Below are 18,907 nucleotides of genomic sequence, written 5' to 3'. Positions count from 1 at the left end.
CGTTTTTTTTACTCTTAACCTGGGTGAGGAGGTAAGCAAAATTGTGTTTAATTGCTGTAGCAATAAATGCTCATGAAAAATATCCGTTTATTTTATTAGCTAATCGAGACGAGTTCTACGAGCGCCCTACGTTAGCTGCGCATTATTGGGCAGATGTACCAGGATTACTAGGTGGTCGCGATTTGAAAGCAATGGGCACATGGCTTGGAATTACAACAAAAGGGAAAATTGCGGCGCTCACAAATTTTCGAGAACCTGGTGAAGAACAAAAGAACCATTCTAGGGGCGATTTAACTGCGGATTACTTACGACAGAATCAATCTGCAAAGGCATACTTAAAAACGGTTCAGCGAAAGAAAGAGCTATACAATGGGTTTAATTTACTTGCGGGAGATTTCAGTACCCTTTATTACTATTCAAACAGGCAGAACCAAATTACCAGAGTAGAAAACGGTATACATGCGGTAAGTAATCATTTATTGAATACGAACTGGCCAAAAGTAGAGAAGCTTAAGAAAGAGTTGACCCGCTATGTCCAAGAGGTGAATGAACTTGATCATGAACGGCTTTTTGAAATGCTCTCGCATGCTGAGCCTGCCCCGGATCATTTATTACCGAATACAGGAGTACCGATTGAATGGGAAAAAATGCTTTCTCCTGTCTTTATTTCATCGGAGAATTACGGTACAAGAGCCCAAACGATCATCACTGTAACACATAATGGTCAAGTAACTTTTACCGAGCGATCAGGAAAGGAACAGGAAAACACGTACCAATTTATCCTGAATGAGGAATAAAGTTTCAAGTGCAGAATAAATTATGTGTTACCTGTAACTTTTCGTAAAATAAAGTATTAGGTTGTGGTTTCAAAACCAGCATACAGGGGTATTGTGAGTTAATACTTATGAGGAGGGGTTTTTTTGAAAAGAAAGCGTCACTATCTTGAAGATCAGCTTTTGAGGGAATCACTTGATATGAAGGAGTACCGAAAATATGATTCTGAAATGGTGACTAAAAAAAGACCAGTACTCAGTGAAAATAAAAAGAAAAAACCACTCATTCAATCGCCGGTATAAGTAAGGGAGAAATCCCTTGCTTTTTTTTGTGGAAAAGGGTTGTGTTTTTTGTTAGGCGATGATAAGATAAGTTTTGTCCTTGAAAAAACACAAGAAATTAAGTGTTGACGAAATAATCGTTGACATGTTAAAATGATGAAGTCGCTGTTTAACGGAGGATTAGCTCAGCTGGGAGAGCATCTGCCTTACAAGCAGAGGGTCGGCGGTTCGAGCCCGTCATCCTCCACCATTTCTTTAAAAGATAGTATGGCTTTTCATGATAGAAAATGAATAAAATGCCGGCCTAGCTCAATTGGTAGAGCAACTGACTTGTAATCAGTAGGTTGGGGGTTCAAGTCCTCTGGCCGGCACCACACATGCGGGTGTGGCGGAATTGGCAGACGCGCTAGACTTAGGATCTAGTGTCTTACGACGTGGGGGTTCAAGTCCCTTCACCCGCACCATATATTGCGAAAGTAGTTCAGTGGTAGAACATCACCTTGCCAAGGTGGGGGTCGCGGGTTCGAATCCCGTCTTTCGCTCCAGGACACATGCGCCCGTAGCTCAATTGGATAGAGCGTCTGACTACGGATCAGAAGGTTAGGGATTCGACTTCTCTCGGGCGCACCATATTTTCGGGGCCTTAGCTCAGCTGGGAGAGCGCCTGCCTTGCACGCAGGAGGTCAGCGGTTCGATCCCGCTAGGCTCCACCATTTTCATATCGGAGGAATACCCAAGTCTGGCTGAAGGGATCGGTCTTGAAAACCGACAGGGGCTTAGTCGCCCGCGGGGGTTCGAATCCCTCTTCCTCCTCCATCTTTGCGGGTGTAGTTTAGTGGTAAAACCTCAGCCTTCCAAGCTGATGTCGTGGGTTCGATCCCCATCACCCGCTCCATATTTTGGCCCGTTGGTCAAGCGGTTAAGACACCGCCCTTTCACGGCGGTAACACGGGTTCGAATCCCGTACGGGTCACCAGAATCATTTTAATTAGATGATTTAGTTTCAAGCATACTCAGGAGAGGTGCTTTTTTTGTTGTTTTTAATTCGGTACGTCTCACCCATTTACCGCATACATTGCTGTATAAGAGAGAGGGGATGGACCGAATGGTTTACGAAGAACATGAGCATATTGCCTATCACTATGACAGCGCAGACGCGTATCGGCAGCAGCCAGTAGCTCCAACATCGAGCCCGCCTGCATCACCGCCTCCAAGACCACAGTCGGCACAGGCTGGAACATTTGCTGTTGATCCTGGTTCGATTAGAAGATGTATGTATCGATTTACGTATATTTGGATGCGTGGTGGCAATTCGTTTTGGTTCTGGCCGGTATTTGTAGGGCGTACTTCTGTATCTGGATTTCGATGGACAGGTAGAAGGTGGGTATATACTGGAATTAGCTTAAATAGAATTGATATGTTTACATGCTGAATCAAAGAGCGCTTACATCAGGCGCTCTTTTTGGTAATTAGATTGTGGAAAATAGCGTAAACATCTGGCTTTTTTCAAAAGATCATGCGAAAATAAGACTAACTATTGATTTTTGAAAGTCAGGTGCACATGATGAAATTTCCTCTTTGGATGAGAAAGTTATTTGTAGCATTTGTCGCTGTTATGACGTTAGGAACGGTTATTCCTACTGGCTACCTAGCAGATGAAAAAACCGAACCTTCTGAGACGTATCAGGAGGAAAGTCATCTTCTTCTAGATCCGTTGGACGAGCCAATCAATTTATCCGAACCTACAGAGAAGGCATCAGACTGGCCGTCAATTGCAGCACAAGTTCCTTCCACTGAATTACTTGATCAATTTGTAACCTATGCAAGTAGTCAGTCAGAAGAACAGGGGTTATCAAAGTTTGGAGAAATCATTTCGACTCGTGTTGGTCACCAATATACAGAGTCAATTGTACCAAAAGTGACTGAAGTGATTGCTGCATCTGTTGCAGATTTGGATGCTGAAGAGATTAGGTCACTTCGTTTAACTGAGTCACCGTCTGGCGGTTATGGCGAGCGTATTCTTCATGTCTATAGCGAACAGAATGGAGAAGATCTACTTCGTTTTCACGTTAGAAGAGATCATCCACCGCAGGATGGTTATTGGTTTAATTTTCATTACCATGCAGCAAACGATAATTTTGAAGAGCATTATGAAGTAGGTAAGATTTATTGGGACAAAAACACCCCGCCTAAGTGGCTCTCTTAAGAGAGGTACGCGGGGTGTTTTTGGTTGGAGAGTAAGGAGGATCACAGTTTAGATGGAACTTGTACAATGTATTAGAGATGTTTTTGAAGAAGAACCGCTTGTTGGTTCTGAAAGTCCGTTTCAGCGGAAATTATTTAAAGAGGGGAATTTTTATCCCGTATACCGAGATGAACACAATAGTTGGATTACACTTGATGATGATGGTGAACAACATATTATTGCTACAGGAGTAATGTTAAAGGATGATTTTTGGTTCACGTTTCGGTTTCGAATCGCATAAGAAAAAGCCGCAGAGAGCGGCTTACTTCTTTTTAGGGCGCGCATTTTGCGGGCCTCTTTTTTTATTCATCAGAAGAGCGTCTTCGCCTTCTTTTTCGCCCTGGATCCCGGTTTTAGGGTCATATGCATTTCGCTTTTTCATACAAGTGCCTCCTCTAGATGGATTCACCTGTTAGTATGTCCGATTCTCATTAAAACATCGGGTTTTCTTCGATGAACTGATAGACGTTATCAACAAGTTCATCCGGCGTTTCGCCAGTCACACGTTCGCCGTTAACAAGGCAATACATTTCTTGGCTACATAGCGTGCAATGGCCAAGACAAGAATATTCAAGGACGTCTAGGTCCGCATCTTTTTCTAGTGTTTCCATTGCTTTATGTGAACCGCTTGAAAGATTGCTCATGCAAAATTCTACAATTGGATTCATTTTCTATTCACCTCAAGTTTTCCTAACAAATTCATAACTGTATCCATTCTACCAAGAAGGGAGGAAAATGGACAACCATTTGCATGAACCAAGAAACATATTGCCTATTACTCATATAATTTGTAAGAGAAGGGTTTATTTCTTTATAATTAGGAAAAATAAGATAATGAAGTCGATAGAGGAGGGTCATGATGCATAAAGCAGTTATTGTAGGAACAGGACCAGCAGGTTTAACAGCAGCGATTTACCTTGCGAGAGCAAATATGGAGCCGCTTGTCATAGAAGGGCCGGAACCTGGTGGTCAGCTTACGTTAACAACTGATGTAGAAAATTTCCCGGGATTTCCAGATGGTGTTCTTGGTCCTGAATTGATGGAGAATATGAAAAAGCAGGCGCTCCGCTTTGGTGCTACGATTGAACGAGGCTGGGTTAAGGATATTGATTTCAGTGAACGCCCTTTTAAACTAACAACAGATACACTTGGCGACATAATGGCAGAATCAGTTCTTATTTCTACGGGTGCTTCAGCAAAGCTTCTCGGTATTCCTGGCGAATCAGAAAATATGGGCAGAGGTGTAAGTACTTGTGCCACATGTGACGGCTTTTTCTTCCGGAATAAAAAGATTGTCGTCATTGGTGGAGGAGACTCTGCAATGGAAGAAGCAACTTTCTTAACGAAATTCGCATCAGAAGTAACCGTGCTTCATCGAAGAAAAGAATTAAGGGCATCTAAGATTATGCAGGAGCGTGCACGGACGAATGAAAAAATAAGCTGGAAACTCAATGCTTCACCAATTGAGGTTGTGGCCGAAAACAATAAAGTAAGCGGTATTAAAGTGAAGGATAGTGACTCTGGTGAAGAAGAAATTGTGAAAACAGATGGTATTTTCGTTGCTATAGGACACCGTCCTAACACCGATTTTCTTGAAGGGAAACTAAATATGGACGATAAAGGCTACATTCAAGTGGAACCTGGAACCACACGAACGAATATCCCAGGCGTTTTTGCCTGTGGGGATGTTCAAGATTTTACTTATCGACAAGCGATTACAGCAGCAGGAACAGGGTGTATGGCTGCGATGGATTGTGAACGGTTCTTAGAAGGAAACGCCTTTATTGATTGGAGTATGTAAATCGGAAAGCGCAGGGCAATGAGCCCTACGCTTTTTTTAATCGATGTCGATAAAGTTGGCATCGTTTCGTATGCGATTCGCTTTTGGAATCTTAATTTCAAGAATACCGTTTTCGTATTTCCCCTTCACATTTTTCATTGAGAAGTGATACGGAAGTTTGATTATGCGACTTGTACTCGCATACGATCTTTCCTGTTTATAATATTTTTGCTTATCGTTCCGTGTCTCTTGATATTCTTTTGACTCGATTGAGATGCGCAGTCCATCTCCAAGCGGTTCAACTTTAATTTGTTCCTTTGTAATGCCAGGTAACTCTGCTTCTACAATGAAAGCAGCATCTGTCTCATAAAGGTCAACGCGAAATGACTGAGCAGGAAGAAGATTAGCAAACGGCTCTTTAAAGAAATCATCAAACGTGTTCATCCAGTTTTGTATAGCAGGGTCTTGAAATAGTTTAGGCAATTTATCGCCTTTCCCCATTCGAATTCATCCTTTCCAACATTTCTGATATACAGTATGTAAGCCCAGGAAAAACGTTCCTAATGGTTGAGTAACTCTGAAGTTACTTCTCGACTTTCTTCATGTTACAATGGTCATTAGAGAATTGAAGGAGGAGTATCATGAAGACTTATTTGCAGCTTTGCGAAGAAATACTACATAAAGGAACAAAGAAATCGGATCGAACGGGTACAGGAACAATGAGTGTGTTTGGTCATCAAATGCGCTTTGATTTGCAGGAGGGTTTTCCTGCATTAACAACCAAAAAACTTCATCTAAGATCCATTATTCATGAGCTTCTTTGGTTTTTAAAAGGGGATACGAACGTAAAGTATCTTCAGGATAACGGCGTGCGTATTTGGAATGAATGGGCTGATGAAAACGGAGAACTTGGTCCTGTATACGGTCATCAGTGGCGCTCATGGACAGGCGCAGATGGATCGACTGTCGATCAAATTGCGAAAGTGGTTGAACAAATTAAAACAAATCCTAATTCTAGAAGAATGGTCGTAACGGCGTGGAATCCTTCTGAAGTTGACGATATGGCTTTGCCTCCATGTCACTGTCTATTCCAGTTTTACGTTGCGGATGGAAAGCTTTCTTGTCAACTTTATCAACGGTCTGCTGATGTTTTCCTTGGCGTGCCATTTAATATTGCTTCTTATGCGCTTCTTACGATGATGATGGCACAGGTGTGTGACTTAGAGCCAGGTGAGTTTATTCATACGCTAGGTGATGCGCATATTTATAATAACCACATTGAACAAGTTCAGCTTCAGCTCACGCGTGAAACAAGAACTCTTCCAAAAATGAAAATCAATCCCGAAGTGAAATCGATCTTTGATTTTTCATTTGATGACTTTGAACTAACGGATTATGATCCTCATCCTCATATTAAAGGGGAGGTATCTGTATGATTTCATTTCTTCTTGCGATGGATGAAAAACAGTTAATTGGGAAAGACAACGATCTTCCGTGGCACTTGCCAGCTGATCTTGCTTACTTTAAGCGCATGACGACAGGAAAGGCGATCGTGATGGGGAGAAAAACGTTCGAGTCCATTGGAAAAGCGTTACCAGGACGTGAAAATTATCTTATTACGAGAAAAAATCTCGAATATGAAGGGGTTACTGTTCTCCATTCAATCGAAGCCTTTCTCGATCTTACAAAGCGTGAGGAAAAAGAGTGGTTTGTGATCGGTGGAGCGGAAATTTATCGGCAAATCCTGCCGCATGCGGATCGACTCTATATTACAGAAATTCATGAAACATTTAATGGGGATACTTATTTTCCTAACTTCTCTAAAGACGACTGGAAAGAATCATCACGGGAAAAACATGAAAGCGATGAGCGAAATAAGCATGATTTTGATTTTGTAGTGTACGATCGTACCTAACTAAAACAATCCCCCGGTGAATTTCACCGGGGGATTGTTCACTATGTTTTTGGAAAGGTAAAACCTTCTCCAAAAACATCTCGCACATCATGAACCACAACAAAAGCTTTATCATCCACTTGCTGAATCATTTTTTTGAGAAGAAAGAGCTCCTGTTTGTTAATCACGACATAAAGAATATCCTTTGATTCGTTGGAGTAATGACCGCGTGCGTTAATCACCGTTACGCCCCGGTCCATTTCAGCGCTTACTTTTTCTGCGATTGCAACTGTGCTCTTTGAGATGATTGTAACGGCTTTTCGTGTATCAAATCCATCAATTAAATAGTCCAATATTTTCGTGCTAATATAGATGGAAATCCCGGTATACATCGTATTCTCGATCCCAATAACAACAGAAGAACCGAGGACTACAAGAATATCAAATACAAACATCGATGTACTAACGCTCCATCCAAAGTGCTGGTTGAGCATTCTTGCTACAATCGTAGACCCACCGGTAGTGCCGCCTGATCGGAGAACAAGTCCTAGACCAATCCCGATAAAAACCCCTGCAAAGACCGTGCCAAGCATGATATCGAGTGGTTCACCCATTCCTTCAGTCAGCTGAATAAATAATGAGCTAAAGAAAATCGCGAGCATGGTATACCATGTTACACGTTTATTCAGAACTTTATAACCAATCGCAAGAAGCACAGCGTTCATTACAAAGTTCGTAATCCCGGGGGACCAATCAAGAATATAATAAAGCGTCATTGAAATTCCTGTTACGCCGCCTTCACCTAGTTCATTTGGAATCGCAAACCAGTTTACACCAAGCGCAAAGAAAAGCGATCCAATGATAATTAATGTAATTTCTTTTCCTGTGTTATTCAAATTATCACTCCGATCTGTTCCTGAATACCTAGGATAATATATCACAGTGGGTTAAGTGCAACAAGATTGTACATCAATGTTGTTCGAAAAAACGTCATTTTGGTTTTATGGTTGATATCATAGAAGGGATTTTAAGTTAATTGATAATTTATCTGTTTTATAGGACGTTTTTAGGGGCAATGACGAGAATGATCCTGTGGAACACGATGAAGTGATACAGGGATTAGAGGATAAAGATTTTAAAAGTCTTTAGAGTGGTTATTTCGGACCTTTTGAGAATCATCTGACAATTCTTCAAGAAGATCCGTCGACAACGTTATGTTAAAAAAGACGAGCTACGTGAGCTCGTCTTTGTTTTCGCTTATTCAGCCGGTCTCGGTCCAGCATCAAGGCCAGAGCTTTCAACTGTCATCGCAGGCTTTACTTCGCAGTTGCCATTAACGCGAACCTGACAGGATAGACGAAGTTTTTCCTCAACGCCTTTTTTCTTAAACGCTTCTTCTTCAATTTCAGTTAGTTCTCCAAATTCTCCATCAAACACTTCAACGCGGCAGGTTGTGCATTTTGCATTTCCTCCACAGCGGTGCAGCACATGTACCCCGTTATCTTCCAGAGCAAGTGCTAACTTTGTTCCTTCTTTTACTTCAAATGTTCCGTGATCTGGTACAGTTACTTTAGCCAAAGAAATTCCTCCTTTTAAATGGTTCCCCGTTCATTATCTATCATATCGGAATTTTGTAACCGTTTGAAGTACTCTTTTTATTGTAAAATTTCGTCGAATGATGTGTAAAGAATAGAAGGAAGGGTAAATAGGAAGTAGTAAAGATGAACCAGGAGGAAAAACATGGATAAAAAATATTTCACTTTAGAGGAAGCGAATGGTTTATTACCCGTGATTAAAAGAGAGCTTGCTGGATTAAAGCGTTTGAAAGCCCAATTTAGTGAACACTACGATCAGATTGAGCAACACAAGAAGACGCTCCTCTATCGGCACAAAACAAAAGTAGATGAAGATATTCTATTTAAGAAAGAAGCTCGAATGGAGTTTATGGAGTTAGAAGCTCAAACGTTTATCAATAATATTATGGCGCTCGGTGTCGAAATTAAAAATGTTGATGAAGGTTTAATTGATTTTCCAGCCGTTATCAACGGAAAAAAAGTGCTTCTTTGCTGGAAAGAAGGCGAGAATGAGGTTGCCTTTTATCACTCGGATCTAGGAGGATTCAGTCAGAGAGAGCCTATTGATAACATCATGAAGGAGGAAGAAGAGAAGGGCTGATGTGTTCAGCCTTTTTTTAATGTTCATATAAATTTCAATTACCGTATTGGTATAGAAAGTAATTATTAGTCCATCTTAAGATACAAGGGAGGTGAAACAATGAAAAATCCTAAGCAAAACCACAAACATGAAACAGAACTTGCTAGTGAATTATCAGCTGATCAGAACAATAATAAAAAGCATAAGAAAAATAAACAGCAGAAAAAGAATGCTTAATAAAAAGAAGCTCTGGATGGAGCTTCTTTTTGTTTGTCAGTAGATTAGTTCCCTTCTTTCTCTAAAACAGTTAAAATAGAAAGCAGACTAAAGAGAGAAAAGGATGAGTATCATGAGCTTGTTACAGGCTGAAGGAATCACTAAGTCATATGGGGAAAAAACATTATTTGATGGAATATCTTTTTCACTCGAAGAGAAGCAGAGAATCGGGTTAATTGGAGTTAACGGAACGGGTAAATCATCTTTGCTTAAAATCCTTGCGGGTCTTGAGTCGATGGATAGCGGTAAGCTACATCACGCAAATCAATTCCATGTCGAATACTTACCCCAAGATCCTATTTTTATCGAAAAGAAAACGATTCTTGAAACGGTTTTTGACAGTGACGTACCACTCTTTAATACGGTGCGGAAATACGAAGAGGCGCTTCAATCTGTTATGAATCATCCCGAAAAAGAATCAGTCCAAGATAGGCTCATACAGGCACAAGAAGATATGGATCATCTACATGCTTGGGACTTTAGTACACAAGCTAAAACGATCTTAACGAAGTTAGGTCTCCATGATTTTGAGGCGAAGGTGAATGAGTTATCGGGTGGTCAACAGAAGCGGGTTGCGCTAGCAAAAGCATTTATTAACCCTGCCGATTTGTTAATTCTCGATGAGCCTACAAACCATATTGATAATGCTACAGTGGAGTGGTTAGAGCAATATCTCACGAGCTATTCGGGCACACTTCTACTTGTTACACACGACCGGTACTTTCTTAATCGTGTAACGAATCGCATTTTTGAATTAGATAAGGGACGATTATTTGAATATGAAGGGAACTACGCAACATTTCTAGAACAAAAAGCTTTGCGAGAAGAACGTGAAGCGAAAGAAGAAGATAAGCATAATAAATTACTTAAAAGTGAGCTCGAATGGCTAAAAAAGGGAGCCAAAGCAAGAACGACAAAACAAAAAGCCAGGAAACAAAGAATTGAGAATATGAAAGAAGTACCTGGGCGTACGACTGAAGGCAATGTAGATATGGCGTTAGGGGCCAGTCGACTAGGGAAAAAGGTGATTGAAGCAACTGACCTTACAAAAACCATTAAAGGTCGGACATTGACTAATCGCTTTAACTATCTTGTCCTTCCTCAAGACCGCATTGGTATCATCGGACCTAATGGTTCTGGTAAAACAACGTTACTCAATATGCTTGCCGGTCGGGTTGCACCTGACTCTGGTCAAGTTGACATTGGGGTAACCGTTAAACCTGGTTTTTACACCCAACAAAATGAAGGGCTTGATGAATCATTAAGAGTGATTGAGTACATTCGCGAAGGTGGAGAAGAAGTTCGCCTACGTAAAGGCGGAACCGTTTCAGCTTCCCAAATGCTTGAGCGATTTTTGTTTTCGTCTGATATGCAGTGGACTTACATATCGCGATTATCCGGTGGAGAGAAAAGAAGATTATATTTGCTTCGCATTCTAATGGAAGAACCAAATGTCCTTTTTCTTGATGAACCTACGAACGATTTGGATGTTCAAACACTAGCGGTATTAGAAGACTATCTTGCTGATTTTCCTGGCGCTGTTATTACGGTTTCCCACGACCGTTACTTCCTTGATAAAATCGCCGAACAGCTCTTTGTTTTTGATGGTGAGGGAGAGATCACTCATTATTATGGTTCCTACTCTGATTACCTTGATGTCGTAAAAAGAGAAAAAGAACTTGAAGCGCTTGATAAAAAGCAATCAAATCAAAATATAGAAATCGTGAGTGAAAAATCCAAGCAAGTGAAACTATCCTACAAAGAAAAGAAAGAATGGGAAACCATTCAGGATACCATTGAGAAAATTGAGCAGCGTATTGAAGAAGTAAAGGTTGAAATCGCAGAATCAGGAAGTGATTTTGCAAAGGTGGACGAGCTCTATAAGGAAGAGCAGGCTCTTACGATGGAGTTAGAAGAAAAGATTGAACGTTGGTCTGAGCTATCGGAAAAAATCGAATAGGAAATTTCAATGTCCTACCATTTACATTGGTAGGATTTTTTTATCTCTATTCCCTTAAACCGTTATCTATGAAAAACTATGAAATAAAACTTCACAATGTCTTTAGAATATTTTGAGAAACGAAGTAAATAGTGGTATAATAATTCAGAAAGTTACGAATCTAGAAAGAAAGGAGAAAATTTGTGAAGTTTTATTTATCGGTAGATATGGAAGGAATAACAGGACTTGTGGATGAATCGTTTATAGATGCTAGTAAACAGCACTATAAACGCGGACAAGAGATCATGACAAAGGAAGCGAATCATGTGATTGAAGCGGCATTTGAAAGTGGATGTTCAGATGTGACGGTGAATGATAGTCATTCAAAAATGAACAACTTGCTTTTTGAGAAGCTTCATCCTGAAGCAAGACTCATTTCAGGAGACGTGAAACCTTTTTCAATGGTTCAAGCATTGGACAGTACATATGAAGGGATGGGAATGATCGGCTATCACGCACGTGCTGGGACTCCCGGGACGATGTCTCATTCCATGTTCCACAATGTAAGAAATTTCTACATAAACGATCAAGTTGTCGGAGAATTAGGCATGAATGCTTACGTTGCAGGTTATTTTGGGGTACCTGTGCTATTAGTTGCTGGGGATGACAGAGCAGCACTGGAAGCTGAGCAGCTGATTCCAAACGTGACAACTGCTGTTGTTAAGGAAACGATTTCTCGATCTTCTGCGCTTTTACTATCTCCTCAAAAAACGGGGGGGATTTTGCGTGAACAAACAGAGAAAGCATTCACGAATAGACGGAATGTTGAACCTTTAGTCCCTCCGCGTGAACCTGTTCTTCGTATTGAATTTACTAATTATGGTCAGGCGGAGTGGGCAAGTCTAATGCCAGGAGTTGAGATTGAAAAAGAAACGACCGTCAAATATCAGGCGAAAAACATGCTTGAAGCCTATCAGGCGATGCTTGTGATGACAGAATTAGCATCTAGAACAACATTTAGCTAGAAAGTAGGGATGCCTGTGGCGAAATATGTGATGAATCGTCTGTTCGCCATGGTGATTACATTGTGGATCATCGTAACCATTACGTTTTTCTTAATGCACGCGGTTCCGGGATCACCATTTAACCAGGAAAGAAACACGAGTGAAGCAGTCCAGCAAAATCTTGAAGCTCATTACCACTTAAATGAACCGGTCTTTATTCAATACGCCATTTACATTAAATCTCTTGCAACACTTGATTTTGGACCATCTATTAAACAATCATCTACATCTGTTAATGAAATGATTGGAAGAGGGTTCCCGGTTTCGGCTGAGCTTGGAATAACGTCGCTCATTATTGCTATTATTTCAGGTATTGTGCTTGGTATCATGGCAGCCCTTCGACATAATGGGGCAATTGATTACATGGCCATGACATTTGCAGTAATCGGTATTTCCGTGCCGAACTTTATTATGGCAACATTGCTCATTCAGCAGTTAGCGGTCACGTGGGAAATTTTCCCGGTAGCTACATGGGCGTCACCCATGCATATGATTTTACCTTCAATTGCTCTAGCTACAGGTCCGATGGCGATCATTGCCCGGTTAACGAGGTCCAGTATGATTGAGGTTCTAAATCAAGATTACATTATGACGGCTCGAGCGAAAGGAATGACGACCTTTCAAATCGTCACGAAACATGCGCTTAGAAATGCGTTGCTACCAGTTATTACGATACTTGGTACGCTTGTAGCTGGTGTATTAACGGGTAGTTTTGTCATTGAAAAAATATTTGCGATCCCTGGAATGGGAAAATATTTTATTAACGGCATTAACGATCGAGATTATCCTGTCATTATGGGAACAACTGTCTTTTATAGCGCTTTTCTTATTATGATGCTCTTCATTGTTGACATTGCTTACGGGATACTAGATCCGAGAATCAAGCTGCATAAGAGGGGGGAATAGCATGATACCTGAAAGAAAAGAAACGAACCAGAATCTATCAGATCATCTCTTTCTACCATTAGAAAACTCCTCTTATCATGCTGAGACGATTGCAAAACCTAGTATTTCTTATTGGAAAGATGCATGGATGAGATTATCTAGAAACAAACTGTCGATGGCAGGACTCGTGATGTTGATACTCCTTGTCTTAATGGCTATTTTCGGGCCATTACTAACACCTTATTCGTATGACCACCAGGTCTTAACAGAAGGAAATCTACCACCGTCTTCTGAACATTGGTTCGGTACGGATAATCTTGGCCGAGATATGTTCACACGTACATGGAATGGTGCAAGGATTTCATTATTCGTTGGTTTCATGGCGGCTATTATTGATTTTATCATCGGAGTCGCTTACGGTGGATTTTCTGGTTACAAAGGTGGAAGAACAGATAATTTTATGATGAGAATCATTGAAATTCTATATGGTCTTCCGTACTTACTAATGGTGATCTTACTGATGGTGGTAATGGGACCTGGACTATTTACGATTATTATTGCGTTAACTGTTACGGGATGGGTTGGTATGGCGAGAATTGTTCGTGGCCAGGTTCTTCAATTAAAAAATGCAGAACACGTGCTAGCGTCAAGAACGTTTGGAGCGAGTGCGGGTCGTGTTATACGAAAGAACCTCCTCCCGAATACAATGGGACCGATTATCGTTCAAATGACGCTAACCGTTCCAACCGCGATTTTTGCAGAGGCGTTTTTAAGCTTTTTAGGATTGGGTGTACAAGCTCCGGTTGCTAGTTGGGGAGTGATGGCAAATGACGGGTTATCAGTGATTTTATCCGGTCATTGGTGGAGGTTATTCTTCCCTGCTTTCTTCATTTCCTTAACGATGTTTGCCTTTAACGTTCTTGGCGATGGTTTGCAGGATGCTCTTGATCCAAAATTACGTAAGTAAAACCTCATTTTCATGAGATTTCACTGATAACTAATCCATAAGGGGGAAATTTATTTGAAGAAAATCGTAACAGTGCTACTTTCCTTGTTGCTTCTGATTGGAATCGTTGGATGTACAACAACGGAAAATAGCTCATCAAATTCAAATTCAGGAAGTGACGATGCTAAGCAAGAAGACGGTACGAAGGTACTTAAGTTAAACAATGGAAGTGAACCAACTTCTTTTGATCCACCAATTGGGTTTGATAGCGTATCGTGGAATGCGTTAAATAACTTAATGGAAGGTTTAACACGTCTTGACGATGCGGATCAACCTCAGCCAGCTGCTGCAAAAGAGTGGGAGAAATCGGAAGATGGAAAAACGTATACGTTCCACTTACGTGAAGATGCAAAGTGGTCGAATGGTGAACCAGTTACTGCTGAAGATTTTGAATATGCATGGAAGCGACTAGCAAATCCTGATACGGCATCTCCAGCCGCGTTTCTCTCTTACTTCATTGAAGGTGCTGAAGCATTTAATACTGGAGAAGGCTCAGAAGAAGATATGATGGTGAAGGCAGTCGATGAAACAACGTTTGAAGTAACGCTTGAGAGCCCAGTTGCTTTCTTTCCTAATCTGATTTCAAACCCTGCTTTCTTCCCTGTTCATAAAGCGACTGTTGAAGAAAATCCTGAATGGCACACGGAAGCAGATACGTATGTTAGTAATGGACCATTTAAATTAACAAAATGGGAGCATGATTCAGAGTTTGAGTTTAGTAAGAATGAAAACTATTGGGATGCTGATAATGTAAAACTTGATCAAGTAAACTGGGCTATGGTTGATGATACGAATACAGAGTATCAAATGTATAAAACAGGTGAACTTCATACTTCTGATGTACCAGCTGACTTAAGTGAAGAGCTTTTCAGCGATGGTAAAGCTCAAGTAGAGGATCAGTCAGGCACATACTTCTATCGTTTCAATCTTGAAATGGAGCCTTTCCAGAATGAAAATATTCGAAAAGCTTTTGCAATGGCAGTTGATCAGCAGAAAATCGTTGAATTTGTAACGAAAAACGAAGAAAAACCAGCTTACGGTTTTGTCGCATATGGATTTGAAGATGCGTCAGGCGGCGATTTTAGAGAAGTAGGTGGTGATCTCGTCACGACAGATGCAGATCAAGCAAAAGAGCTACTTGAAAAAGGTATGGAAGAAGAAGGGTATGATCAACTTCCTGCAGTAACTCTAACGTATAATACAAGTGATGATCATAAAAAGATTGCAGAAACGCTCCAACAAATGTACAAAGAAGTTCTAGGAGTAGATGTTGAACTTGCAAACCAGGAATGGAACGTTTTCTCGGATGAGCAAAAACAGTTAAACTTGCAGTTTTCAAGAAGTTCATTCCTAGCTGATTACGGAGATCCGATTAATTTCCTTGAAAGTTTCCAAACGGACCATTCAATGAACCGTACAGGATGGAGTAATGAGGAATATGATTCCTTAATCGCTAAGGCAAAAGAAGAAACAGACGAAGCAAAACGTTTTGAATACATGCACGATGCAGAAGAACTTTTGTTCGAAGAAATGCCGATCTTCCCGATTCACTTCTACAATCAGGTTTATCTTCAGAACGAAGATGTGACGGGTATTGTTCGTCACCCTGTAGGGTACATGGAATTGAAATGGGCGGATATCAAGTAAAAAAAAGGGAGCCCGGTTTATTATAAACCGGGCTCTTCTTTTAGAGTAATTAAGTAAAAGGACTATAGTTCTAGATTCATCATTGTTAGAATGAACGTAATGAGCGGTAATTGGTTGCAACTAATCATGTTCTTATGAAAAGGAGAATACGAATGAAGATCACGAACATTGAAACATTTTGTGTATCTGTTCCCTTAAAAAAACCATTTAAGACGGCTCTTCGTACCGTTACTGAGGCCGAAGCAGTGATGGTGAAAATGACGGCAGGAGATTTGGTTGGTTTTGGAGAAGCACCTCCAACGGTAGTGATTACAGGGGAGAGTCTAGCTAGTATTGATGCAGCAATTCAACAAGTGATCAAACCTAAACTAATGGGAATGAACCTTACAGACTATGAATCAATTTTTCATCAGCTCCATCACGCGTTAGTAGGAAATACAAGTGCAAAAGCAGCAGTAGATATGGCGATTTATGATCTTGTTTCGAAAAAAAGTCATCTTCCTTTATATCAATTTTTAGGTGGGTATCGGAACACGATGGAAACGGACTACACAGTAAGCGTGAATGATTCTAGTGAAATGTCAAATGATGCAGCGCAATACATAGAAGATGGATTTACCATTTTAAAAGTAAAAGTTGGTAAAGATACAATCCAAAATGATATCAATCGCATTAGAGCAATTAGAAAACGGATTCAAAACAAGGCGTCTATCCGACTCGATGCCAACCAGGGCTGGACACCTAAGGAAGCCATTTATTCGATTCGCCAGATGGAGGAGGAAGGACTTAATATAGAACTGGTTGAGCAGCCAGTACATCGAAAAGATTTAGAGGGACTGAAGAAAGTCACTGATGCTGTATTAACTCCAATTATGGCAGATGAAAGTGTTTTTTCACCTCAGGATGCCCTTCAGGTGATTCAGATGCGTGCAAGCGATCTTATCAATATTAAGTTGATGAAATCAGGTGGGATACATCAAGCGCTTAAAATTAATGCACTCGCAGAGACCGCTGGGATGGAGTGTATGGTGGGGAGTATGATTGAATCACGTGTAGGCATCACAGCAGCCGCTCATTTTGCTGCAAGTCAGCGAAACATTACTCGATTTGATTTCGATGCTCCACTTATGCTCGGACACGACAATGTATATGGTGGCGTTCACTATACAAAAAATGTTATGACATTAACAGAAGATCATGGATTAGGAATTCACACGATTGAAAAGGGTGGGATGACAATTGGAAACAGTTAAAAAAACGATTGCTGTAGCAGTTGCAACGTTATGGACATCACCAGAGAAAGCACGATCAATGGATAAGAATGCCCTAACAAATCCTGTCCAGCTAATCGATTGGTTAGAGCCGTTATCGTACACTGAAAGGCTTGAGTTATGTGATCAAAACCATATTCAATCTCAGGTTTTATATGGTGAACAAGTCATTGTACTTGATCAACGTGGAAATTGGTCATATGTTCTAGTGCCATCACAACCTTCATCAAAAGATGAAAGAGGATATCCAGGATGGATCCCAACGGTGCAATTATCCGATCGCTTACCTGATGATCGGTCACCACGTGTTTCGACAAATAAACATGCCGTTAAATTAATTGATTCAAGTGATAACAGCGAGTTGCAATTAAGCTACCAAACCATTCTTCCTATTAAAGAAGAACGAAAGCTAGATTACATTGTTTGGACCCCTCATGGTGAGGGACGATTAAATAAGGAAGATGTAACACTTTGTAAAAAGAAAGAGCAAGTTGGAACAGGAGATGAGCTTGTTCAAGAAGCTGAAAAGTTTATTGGTCTTCTCTATTTATGGGGAGGGATGTCTTCCTACGGTTATGACTGTTCAGGGTTTAGCTATAATATGGCTCGAGCCATTGGCTGTACGATTCCCCGAGATGCTCATGACCAGTTAAACGGAGGAAACAAAGTGGAAGAAGGAAAATGGGAAAAAGGAGATTTGCTCTTTTTTGCATATGAACATGGGAAAGGATCCGTTCACCACGTAGGCATTTACTATGGTGAAGGAAAAATGATTCATTCTCCTAGTACGGGGCGATTTATTGAAATCACACCACTTAAAGGAACACTATACGAAGAAGAATTGTGTGGTGTTGCACGATACTGGGGGAAGAGTTGATGCAGTTTGAACAGGTGAAAGAGAAAATCTTAGAGTGTTTTCATGGTCTTGAAGGGAATCAATCGATATCGATCATAGCGCCTGATGGTGAGGTCGCGTTACAAGCGGATCAGCCAGTATCCTCGGCAAGCATTATCAAAATCGCTATTATGCTTGAAGCACTGAGACAAGTCGATGATAAACAATTATCTTTAGAACAGGTTGTTAAGATAGATGCTGTCAATCATGTCGGTGGAGCAGGGGTTATTACGCTCCTTTCGATTGACCATCAATGGACTTTATCCGACCTTCTCAAACTCATGATCATTTCTTCGGATAACTCCGCAACGAATCAGCTTATCGATTTAGTTGGCGAGCGTAATATTAATCACACGATGAAGAAAGCGGGAGCCTTTCATTCAAAGCTAATGAGAAAGATGATGGATCGAAATGCTCTCAAAGATGGGAAGGACAATATGATGAGCGGGAAAGACACCGCTATCCTTTTGCGTGAATATGTCTCTCACCATTTATTATCAGAAGCTTCAATGGAGTGGGGAATTGATGTCCTTTTACAGCAGCAGTTTAAAGATAAATTCCCTAGTAAAATTCCTAGTATGAAAGAAAACATTCTTGCTCATAAAACTGGTGAACTTAAAGGTGTGGAACATGACGCAGGCATTCTTTTGACAACGAAAGGACCGGTGATTTATGCCTTTTTAACTGCAGGATTATTGGAAAATCGGTATGGTCGAGAAGCGATTGCCAATGCAGGTAGGTTGCTGTATGACTTTTACCAGTGATTGTTGATAAAAGACGCTGTCCAAATGAGGAC

General features: G+C 40.7%; 21 protein-coding genes and 9 tRNA genes. 26 read left to right on the top strand and 4 right to left on the bottom strand.

Annotated elements, in window-relative coordinates; genetic code table 11:
* Window positions 1–41 precede the first annotated feature (41 nt).
* The 14 genes from LC090_RS11390 (at window position 42) to LC090_RS11325 (ending at window position 3,541) form a co-directional block, all read left to right on the top strand.
* Window positions 42–797, top strand: coding sequence for an NRDE family protein (locus LC090_RS11390; protein ID WP_226658162.1), 756 nt, complete (start codon window positions 42–44; stop codon window positions 795–797).
* Between the two features lie 123 nt (window positions 798–920).
* On the top strand, window positions 921–1,076 hold the full coding sequence (locus LC090_RS11385; protein ID WP_226658161.1) for a hypothetical protein: 156 nt from the start codon (window positions 921–923) through the stop codon (window positions 1,074–1,076).
* A 153-nt stretch (window positions 1,077–1,229) separates the two neighbouring features.
* Window positions 1,230–1,305: transfer RNA gene (locus tag LC090_RS11380), tRNA-Val, on the top strand.
* Window positions 1,306–1,353: 48 nt separating this feature from the next.
* A tRNA-Thr gene (locus LC090_RS11375) sits at window positions 1,354–1,429 on the top strand.
* 5 nt (window positions 1,430–1,434) lie between these two features.
* Window positions 1,435–1,519, top strand: a tRNA-Leu gene (locus LC090_RS11370).
* Window positions 1,520–1,525: 6 nt separating this feature from the next.
* Window positions 1,526–1,600, top strand: a tRNA-Gly gene (locus LC090_RS11365).
* Between the two features lie 8 nt (window positions 1,601–1,608).
* Window positions 1,609–1,685, top strand: a tRNA-Arg gene (locus LC090_RS11360).
* A gap of 7 nt (window positions 1,686–1,692) precedes the next feature.
* Window positions 1,693–1,768 (top strand) — tRNA-Ala (locus LC090_RS11355).
* 10 nt (window positions 1,769–1,778) lie between these two features.
* Window positions 1,779–1,871: transfer RNA gene (locus LC090_RS11350), tRNA-Ser, on the top strand.
* Window positions 1,872–1,876: 5 nt separating this feature from the next.
* Window positions 1,877–1,950: transfer RNA gene (locus LC090_RS11345), tRNA-Gly, on the top strand.
* 6 nt (window positions 1,951–1,956) lie between these two features.
* A tRNA-Glu gene (locus LC090_RS11340) sits at window positions 1,957–2,031 on the top strand.
* Between the two features lie 129 nt (window positions 2,032–2,160).
* Window positions 2,161–2,487, top strand: coding sequence for a transporter (locus LC090_RS11335; RefSeq protein WP_226658160.1), 327 nt, complete (start codon window positions 2,161–2,163; stop codon window positions 2,485–2,487).
* A gap of 129 nt (window positions 2,488–2,616) precedes the next feature.
* Entirely contained in the window at window positions 2,617–3,261 is a 645-nt protein-coding gene (locus LC090_RS11330; protein WP_226658159.1) for a YpjP family protein, read from the top strand.
* Window positions 3,262–3,313: 52 nt separating this feature from the next.
* Window positions 3,314–3,541 (top strand): hypothetical protein, encoded by a 228-nt coding sequence (locus LC090_RS11325; RefSeq protein WP_226658158.1) that lies wholly within the window; start codon window positions 3,314–3,316, stop codon window positions 3,539–3,541.
* 190 nt (window positions 3,542–3,731) lie between these two features.
* On the opposite strand, the gene LC090_RS11320 is transcribed toward LC090_RS11325, so the two are convergent.
* Window positions 3,732–3,968, bottom strand: coding sequence for a YuzB family protein (locus LC090_RS11320; protein WP_226658156.1), 237 nt, complete (start codon window positions 3,966–3,968; stop codon window positions 3,732–3,734).
* Between the two features lie 191 nt (window positions 3,969–4,159).
* Between LC090_RS11320 and trxB the strand changes: the two genes are divergently transcribed.
* A complete protein-coding gene (gene trxB / locus LC090_RS11315; protein ID WP_226658456.1) occupies window positions 4,160–5,101 on the top strand; it encodes a thioredoxin-disulfide reductase in 942 nt (313 codons plus the stop codon).
* Between the two features lie 36 nt (window positions 5,102–5,137).
* Here the strand turns inward: trxB and LC090_RS11310 are convergent, their stop codons facing one another.
* A complete protein-coding gene (locus LC090_RS11310) occupies window positions 5,138–5,581 on the bottom strand; it encodes an Hsp20/alpha crystallin family protein (protein WP_226658154.1) in 444 nt (147 codons plus the stop codon).
* A 140-nt stretch (window positions 5,582–5,721) separates the two neighbouring features.
* On the opposite strand from LC090_RS11310, the gene LC090_RS11305 reads away from it, so the two are divergent.
* Window positions 5,722–6,516 (top strand): thymidylate synthase, encoded by a 795-nt coding sequence (locus tag LC090_RS11305; RefSeq protein WP_226658152.1) that lies wholly within the window; start codon window positions 5,722–5,724, stop codon window positions 6,514–6,516.
* Entirely contained in the window at window positions 6,513–6,995 is a 483-nt protein-coding gene (locus LC090_RS11300) for a dihydrofolate reductase (RefSeq protein WP_226658150.1), read from the top strand. The genes LC090_RS11305 and LC090_RS11300 overlap by 4 nt, the downstream gene beginning before the upstream one ends.
* Window positions 6,996–7,036: 41 nt before the next feature.
* Here LC090_RS11300 and LC090_RS11295 read toward each other — a convergent pair whose 3' ends face one another.
* Together LC090_RS11295 and LC090_RS11290 are read right to left on the bottom strand one after the other, a co-directional pair.
* Entirely contained in the window at window positions 7,037–7,870 is an 834-nt protein-coding gene (locus LC090_RS11295; RefSeq protein WP_226658148.1) for a YitT family protein, read from the bottom strand.
* A gap of 361 nt (window positions 7,871–8,231) precedes the next feature.
* Entirely contained in the window at window positions 8,232–8,552 is a 321-nt protein-coding gene (locus LC090_RS11290) for a 2Fe-2S iron-sulfur cluster-binding protein (protein ID WP_226658146.1), read from the bottom strand.
* A gap of 162 nt (window positions 8,553–8,714) precedes the next feature.
* Here LC090_RS11290 and LC090_RS11285 point away from each other — a divergent pair, with 162 nt between their 5' ends.
* From LC090_RS11285 to LC090_RS11245, 9 genes are all read left to right on the top strand, one after another.
* Window positions 8,715–9,149: a DUF2203 domain-containing protein gene (locus LC090_RS11285; RefSeq protein ID WP_226658144.1), complete on the top strand. Its 435-nt coding sequence runs from the start codon at window positions 8,715–8,717 to the stop codon at window positions 9,147–9,149.
* A 328-nt stretch (window positions 9,150–9,477) separates the two neighbouring features.
* Window positions 9,478–11,364: an ABC-F family ATP-binding cassette domain-containing protein gene (locus tag LC090_RS11280; RefSeq protein WP_226658142.1), complete on the top strand. Its 1,887-nt coding sequence runs from the start codon at window positions 9,478–9,480 to the stop codon at window positions 11,362–11,364.
* 182 nt (window positions 11,365–11,546) lie between these two features.
* Entirely contained in the window at window positions 11,547–12,368 is an 822-nt protein-coding gene (locus LC090_RS11275) for a M55 family metallopeptidase (protein WP_226658140.1), read from the top strand.
* Window positions 12,369–12,383: 15 nt separating this feature from the next.
* Window positions 12,384–13,313, top strand: coding sequence for an ABC transporter permease (locus LC090_RS11270; protein ID WP_226658138.1), 930 nt, complete (start codon window positions 12,384–12,386; stop codon window positions 13,311–13,313).
* 4 nt (window positions 13,314–13,317) lie between these two features.
* A complete protein-coding gene (locus LC090_RS11265) occupies window positions 13,318–14,259 on the top strand; it encodes an ABC transporter permease (protein ID WP_425590659.1) in 942 nt (313 codons plus the stop codon).
* Window positions 14,260–14,313: 54 nt separating this feature from the next.
* Window positions 14,314–15,945, top strand: coding sequence for a peptide ABC transporter substrate-binding protein (locus LC090_RS11260; protein ID WP_226658133.1), 1,632 nt, complete (start codon window positions 14,314–14,316; stop codon window positions 15,943–15,945).
* 152 nt (window positions 15,946–16,097) lie between these two features.
* Window positions 16,098–17,198, top strand: coding sequence for a dipeptide epimerase (locus LC090_RS11255; protein WP_226658130.1), 1,101 nt, complete (start codon window positions 16,098–16,100; stop codon window positions 17,196–17,198).
* Window positions 17,185–18,093 (top strand): NlpC/P60 family protein, encoded by a 909-nt coding sequence (locus LC090_RS11250; RefSeq protein ID WP_226658128.1) that lies wholly within the window; start codon window positions 17,185–17,187, stop codon window positions 18,091–18,093. Before LC090_RS11255 ends, LC090_RS11250 begins: the two co-directional genes overlap by 14 nt.
* On the top strand, window positions 18,093–18,875 hold the full coding sequence (locus tag LC090_RS11245) for a serine hydrolase (RefSeq protein ID WP_226658125.1): 783 nt from the start codon (window positions 18,093–18,095) through the stop codon (window positions 18,873–18,875). Before LC090_RS11250 ends, LC090_RS11245 begins: the two co-directional genes overlap by 1 nt.
* Window positions 18,876–18,907 lie beyond the last annotated feature (32 nt).

It is taken from the genome of Guptibacillus hwajinpoensis (assembly GCF_020524165.1).
GTDB lineage: Bacteria > Bacillota > Bacilli > Bacillales > Guptibacillaceae > Guptibacillus > Guptibacillus hwajinpoensis_D.
This window is presented reverse-complemented; position numbering and strand designations above follow the sequence as displayed.

What these genes read in the sequence shown, in the direction of transcription:
- LC090_RS11335 (WP_226658160.1), top strand. Translation starts at nt 2,161, where the DNA reads ATGGTTTACGAAGAACATGAGCATATTGCCTATCACTATGACAGCGCA.
- LC090_RS11330 (WP_226658159.1), top strand. Translation starts at nt 2,617, where the DNA reads ATGATGAAATTTCCTCTTTGGATGAGAAAGTTATTTGTAGCATTTGTC.
- LC090_RS11325 (WP_226658158.1), top strand. Translation starts at nt 3,314, where the DNA reads ATGGAACTTGTACAATGTATTAGAGATGTTTTTGAAGAAGAACCGCTT.
- LC090_RS11320 (WP_226658156.1), bottom strand. Translation starts at nt 3,968, where the DNA reads ATGAATCCAATTGTAGAATTTTGCATGAGCAATCTTTCAAGCGGTTCA.
- trxB (WP_226658456.1), top strand. Translation starts at nt 4,160, where the DNA reads ATGCATAAAGCAGTTATTGTAGGAACAGGACCAGCAGGTTTAACAGCA.
- LC090_RS11310 (WP_226658154.1), bottom strand. Translation starts at nt 5,581, where the DNA reads ATGGGGAAAGGCGATAAATTGCCTAAACTATTTCAAGACCCTGCTATA.
- LC090_RS11305 (WP_226658152.1), top strand. Translation starts at nt 5,722, where the DNA reads ATGAAGACTTATTTGCAGCTTTGCGAAGAAATACTACATAAAGGAACA.
- LC090_RS11300 (WP_226658150.1), top strand. Translation starts at nt 6,513, where the DNA reads ATGATTTCATTTCTTCTTGCGATGGATGAAAAACAGTTAATTGGGAAA.
- LC090_RS11285 (WP_226658144.1), top strand. Translation starts at nt 8,715, where the DNA reads ATGGATAAAAAATATTTCACTTTAGAGGAAGCGAATGGTTTATTACCC.
- LC090_RS11280 (WP_226658142.1), top strand. Translation starts at nt 9,478, where the DNA reads ATGAGCTTGTTACAGGCTGAAGGAATCACTAAGTCATATGGGGAAAAA.
- LC090_RS11255 (WP_226658130.1), top strand. Translation starts at nt 16,098, where the DNA reads ATGAAGATCACGAACATTGAAACATTTTGTGTATCTGTTCCCTTAAAA.
- LC090_RS11245 (WP_226658125.1), top strand. Translation starts at nt 18,093, where the DNA reads ATGCAGTTTGAACAGGTGAAAGAGAAAATCTTAGAGTGTTTTCATGGT.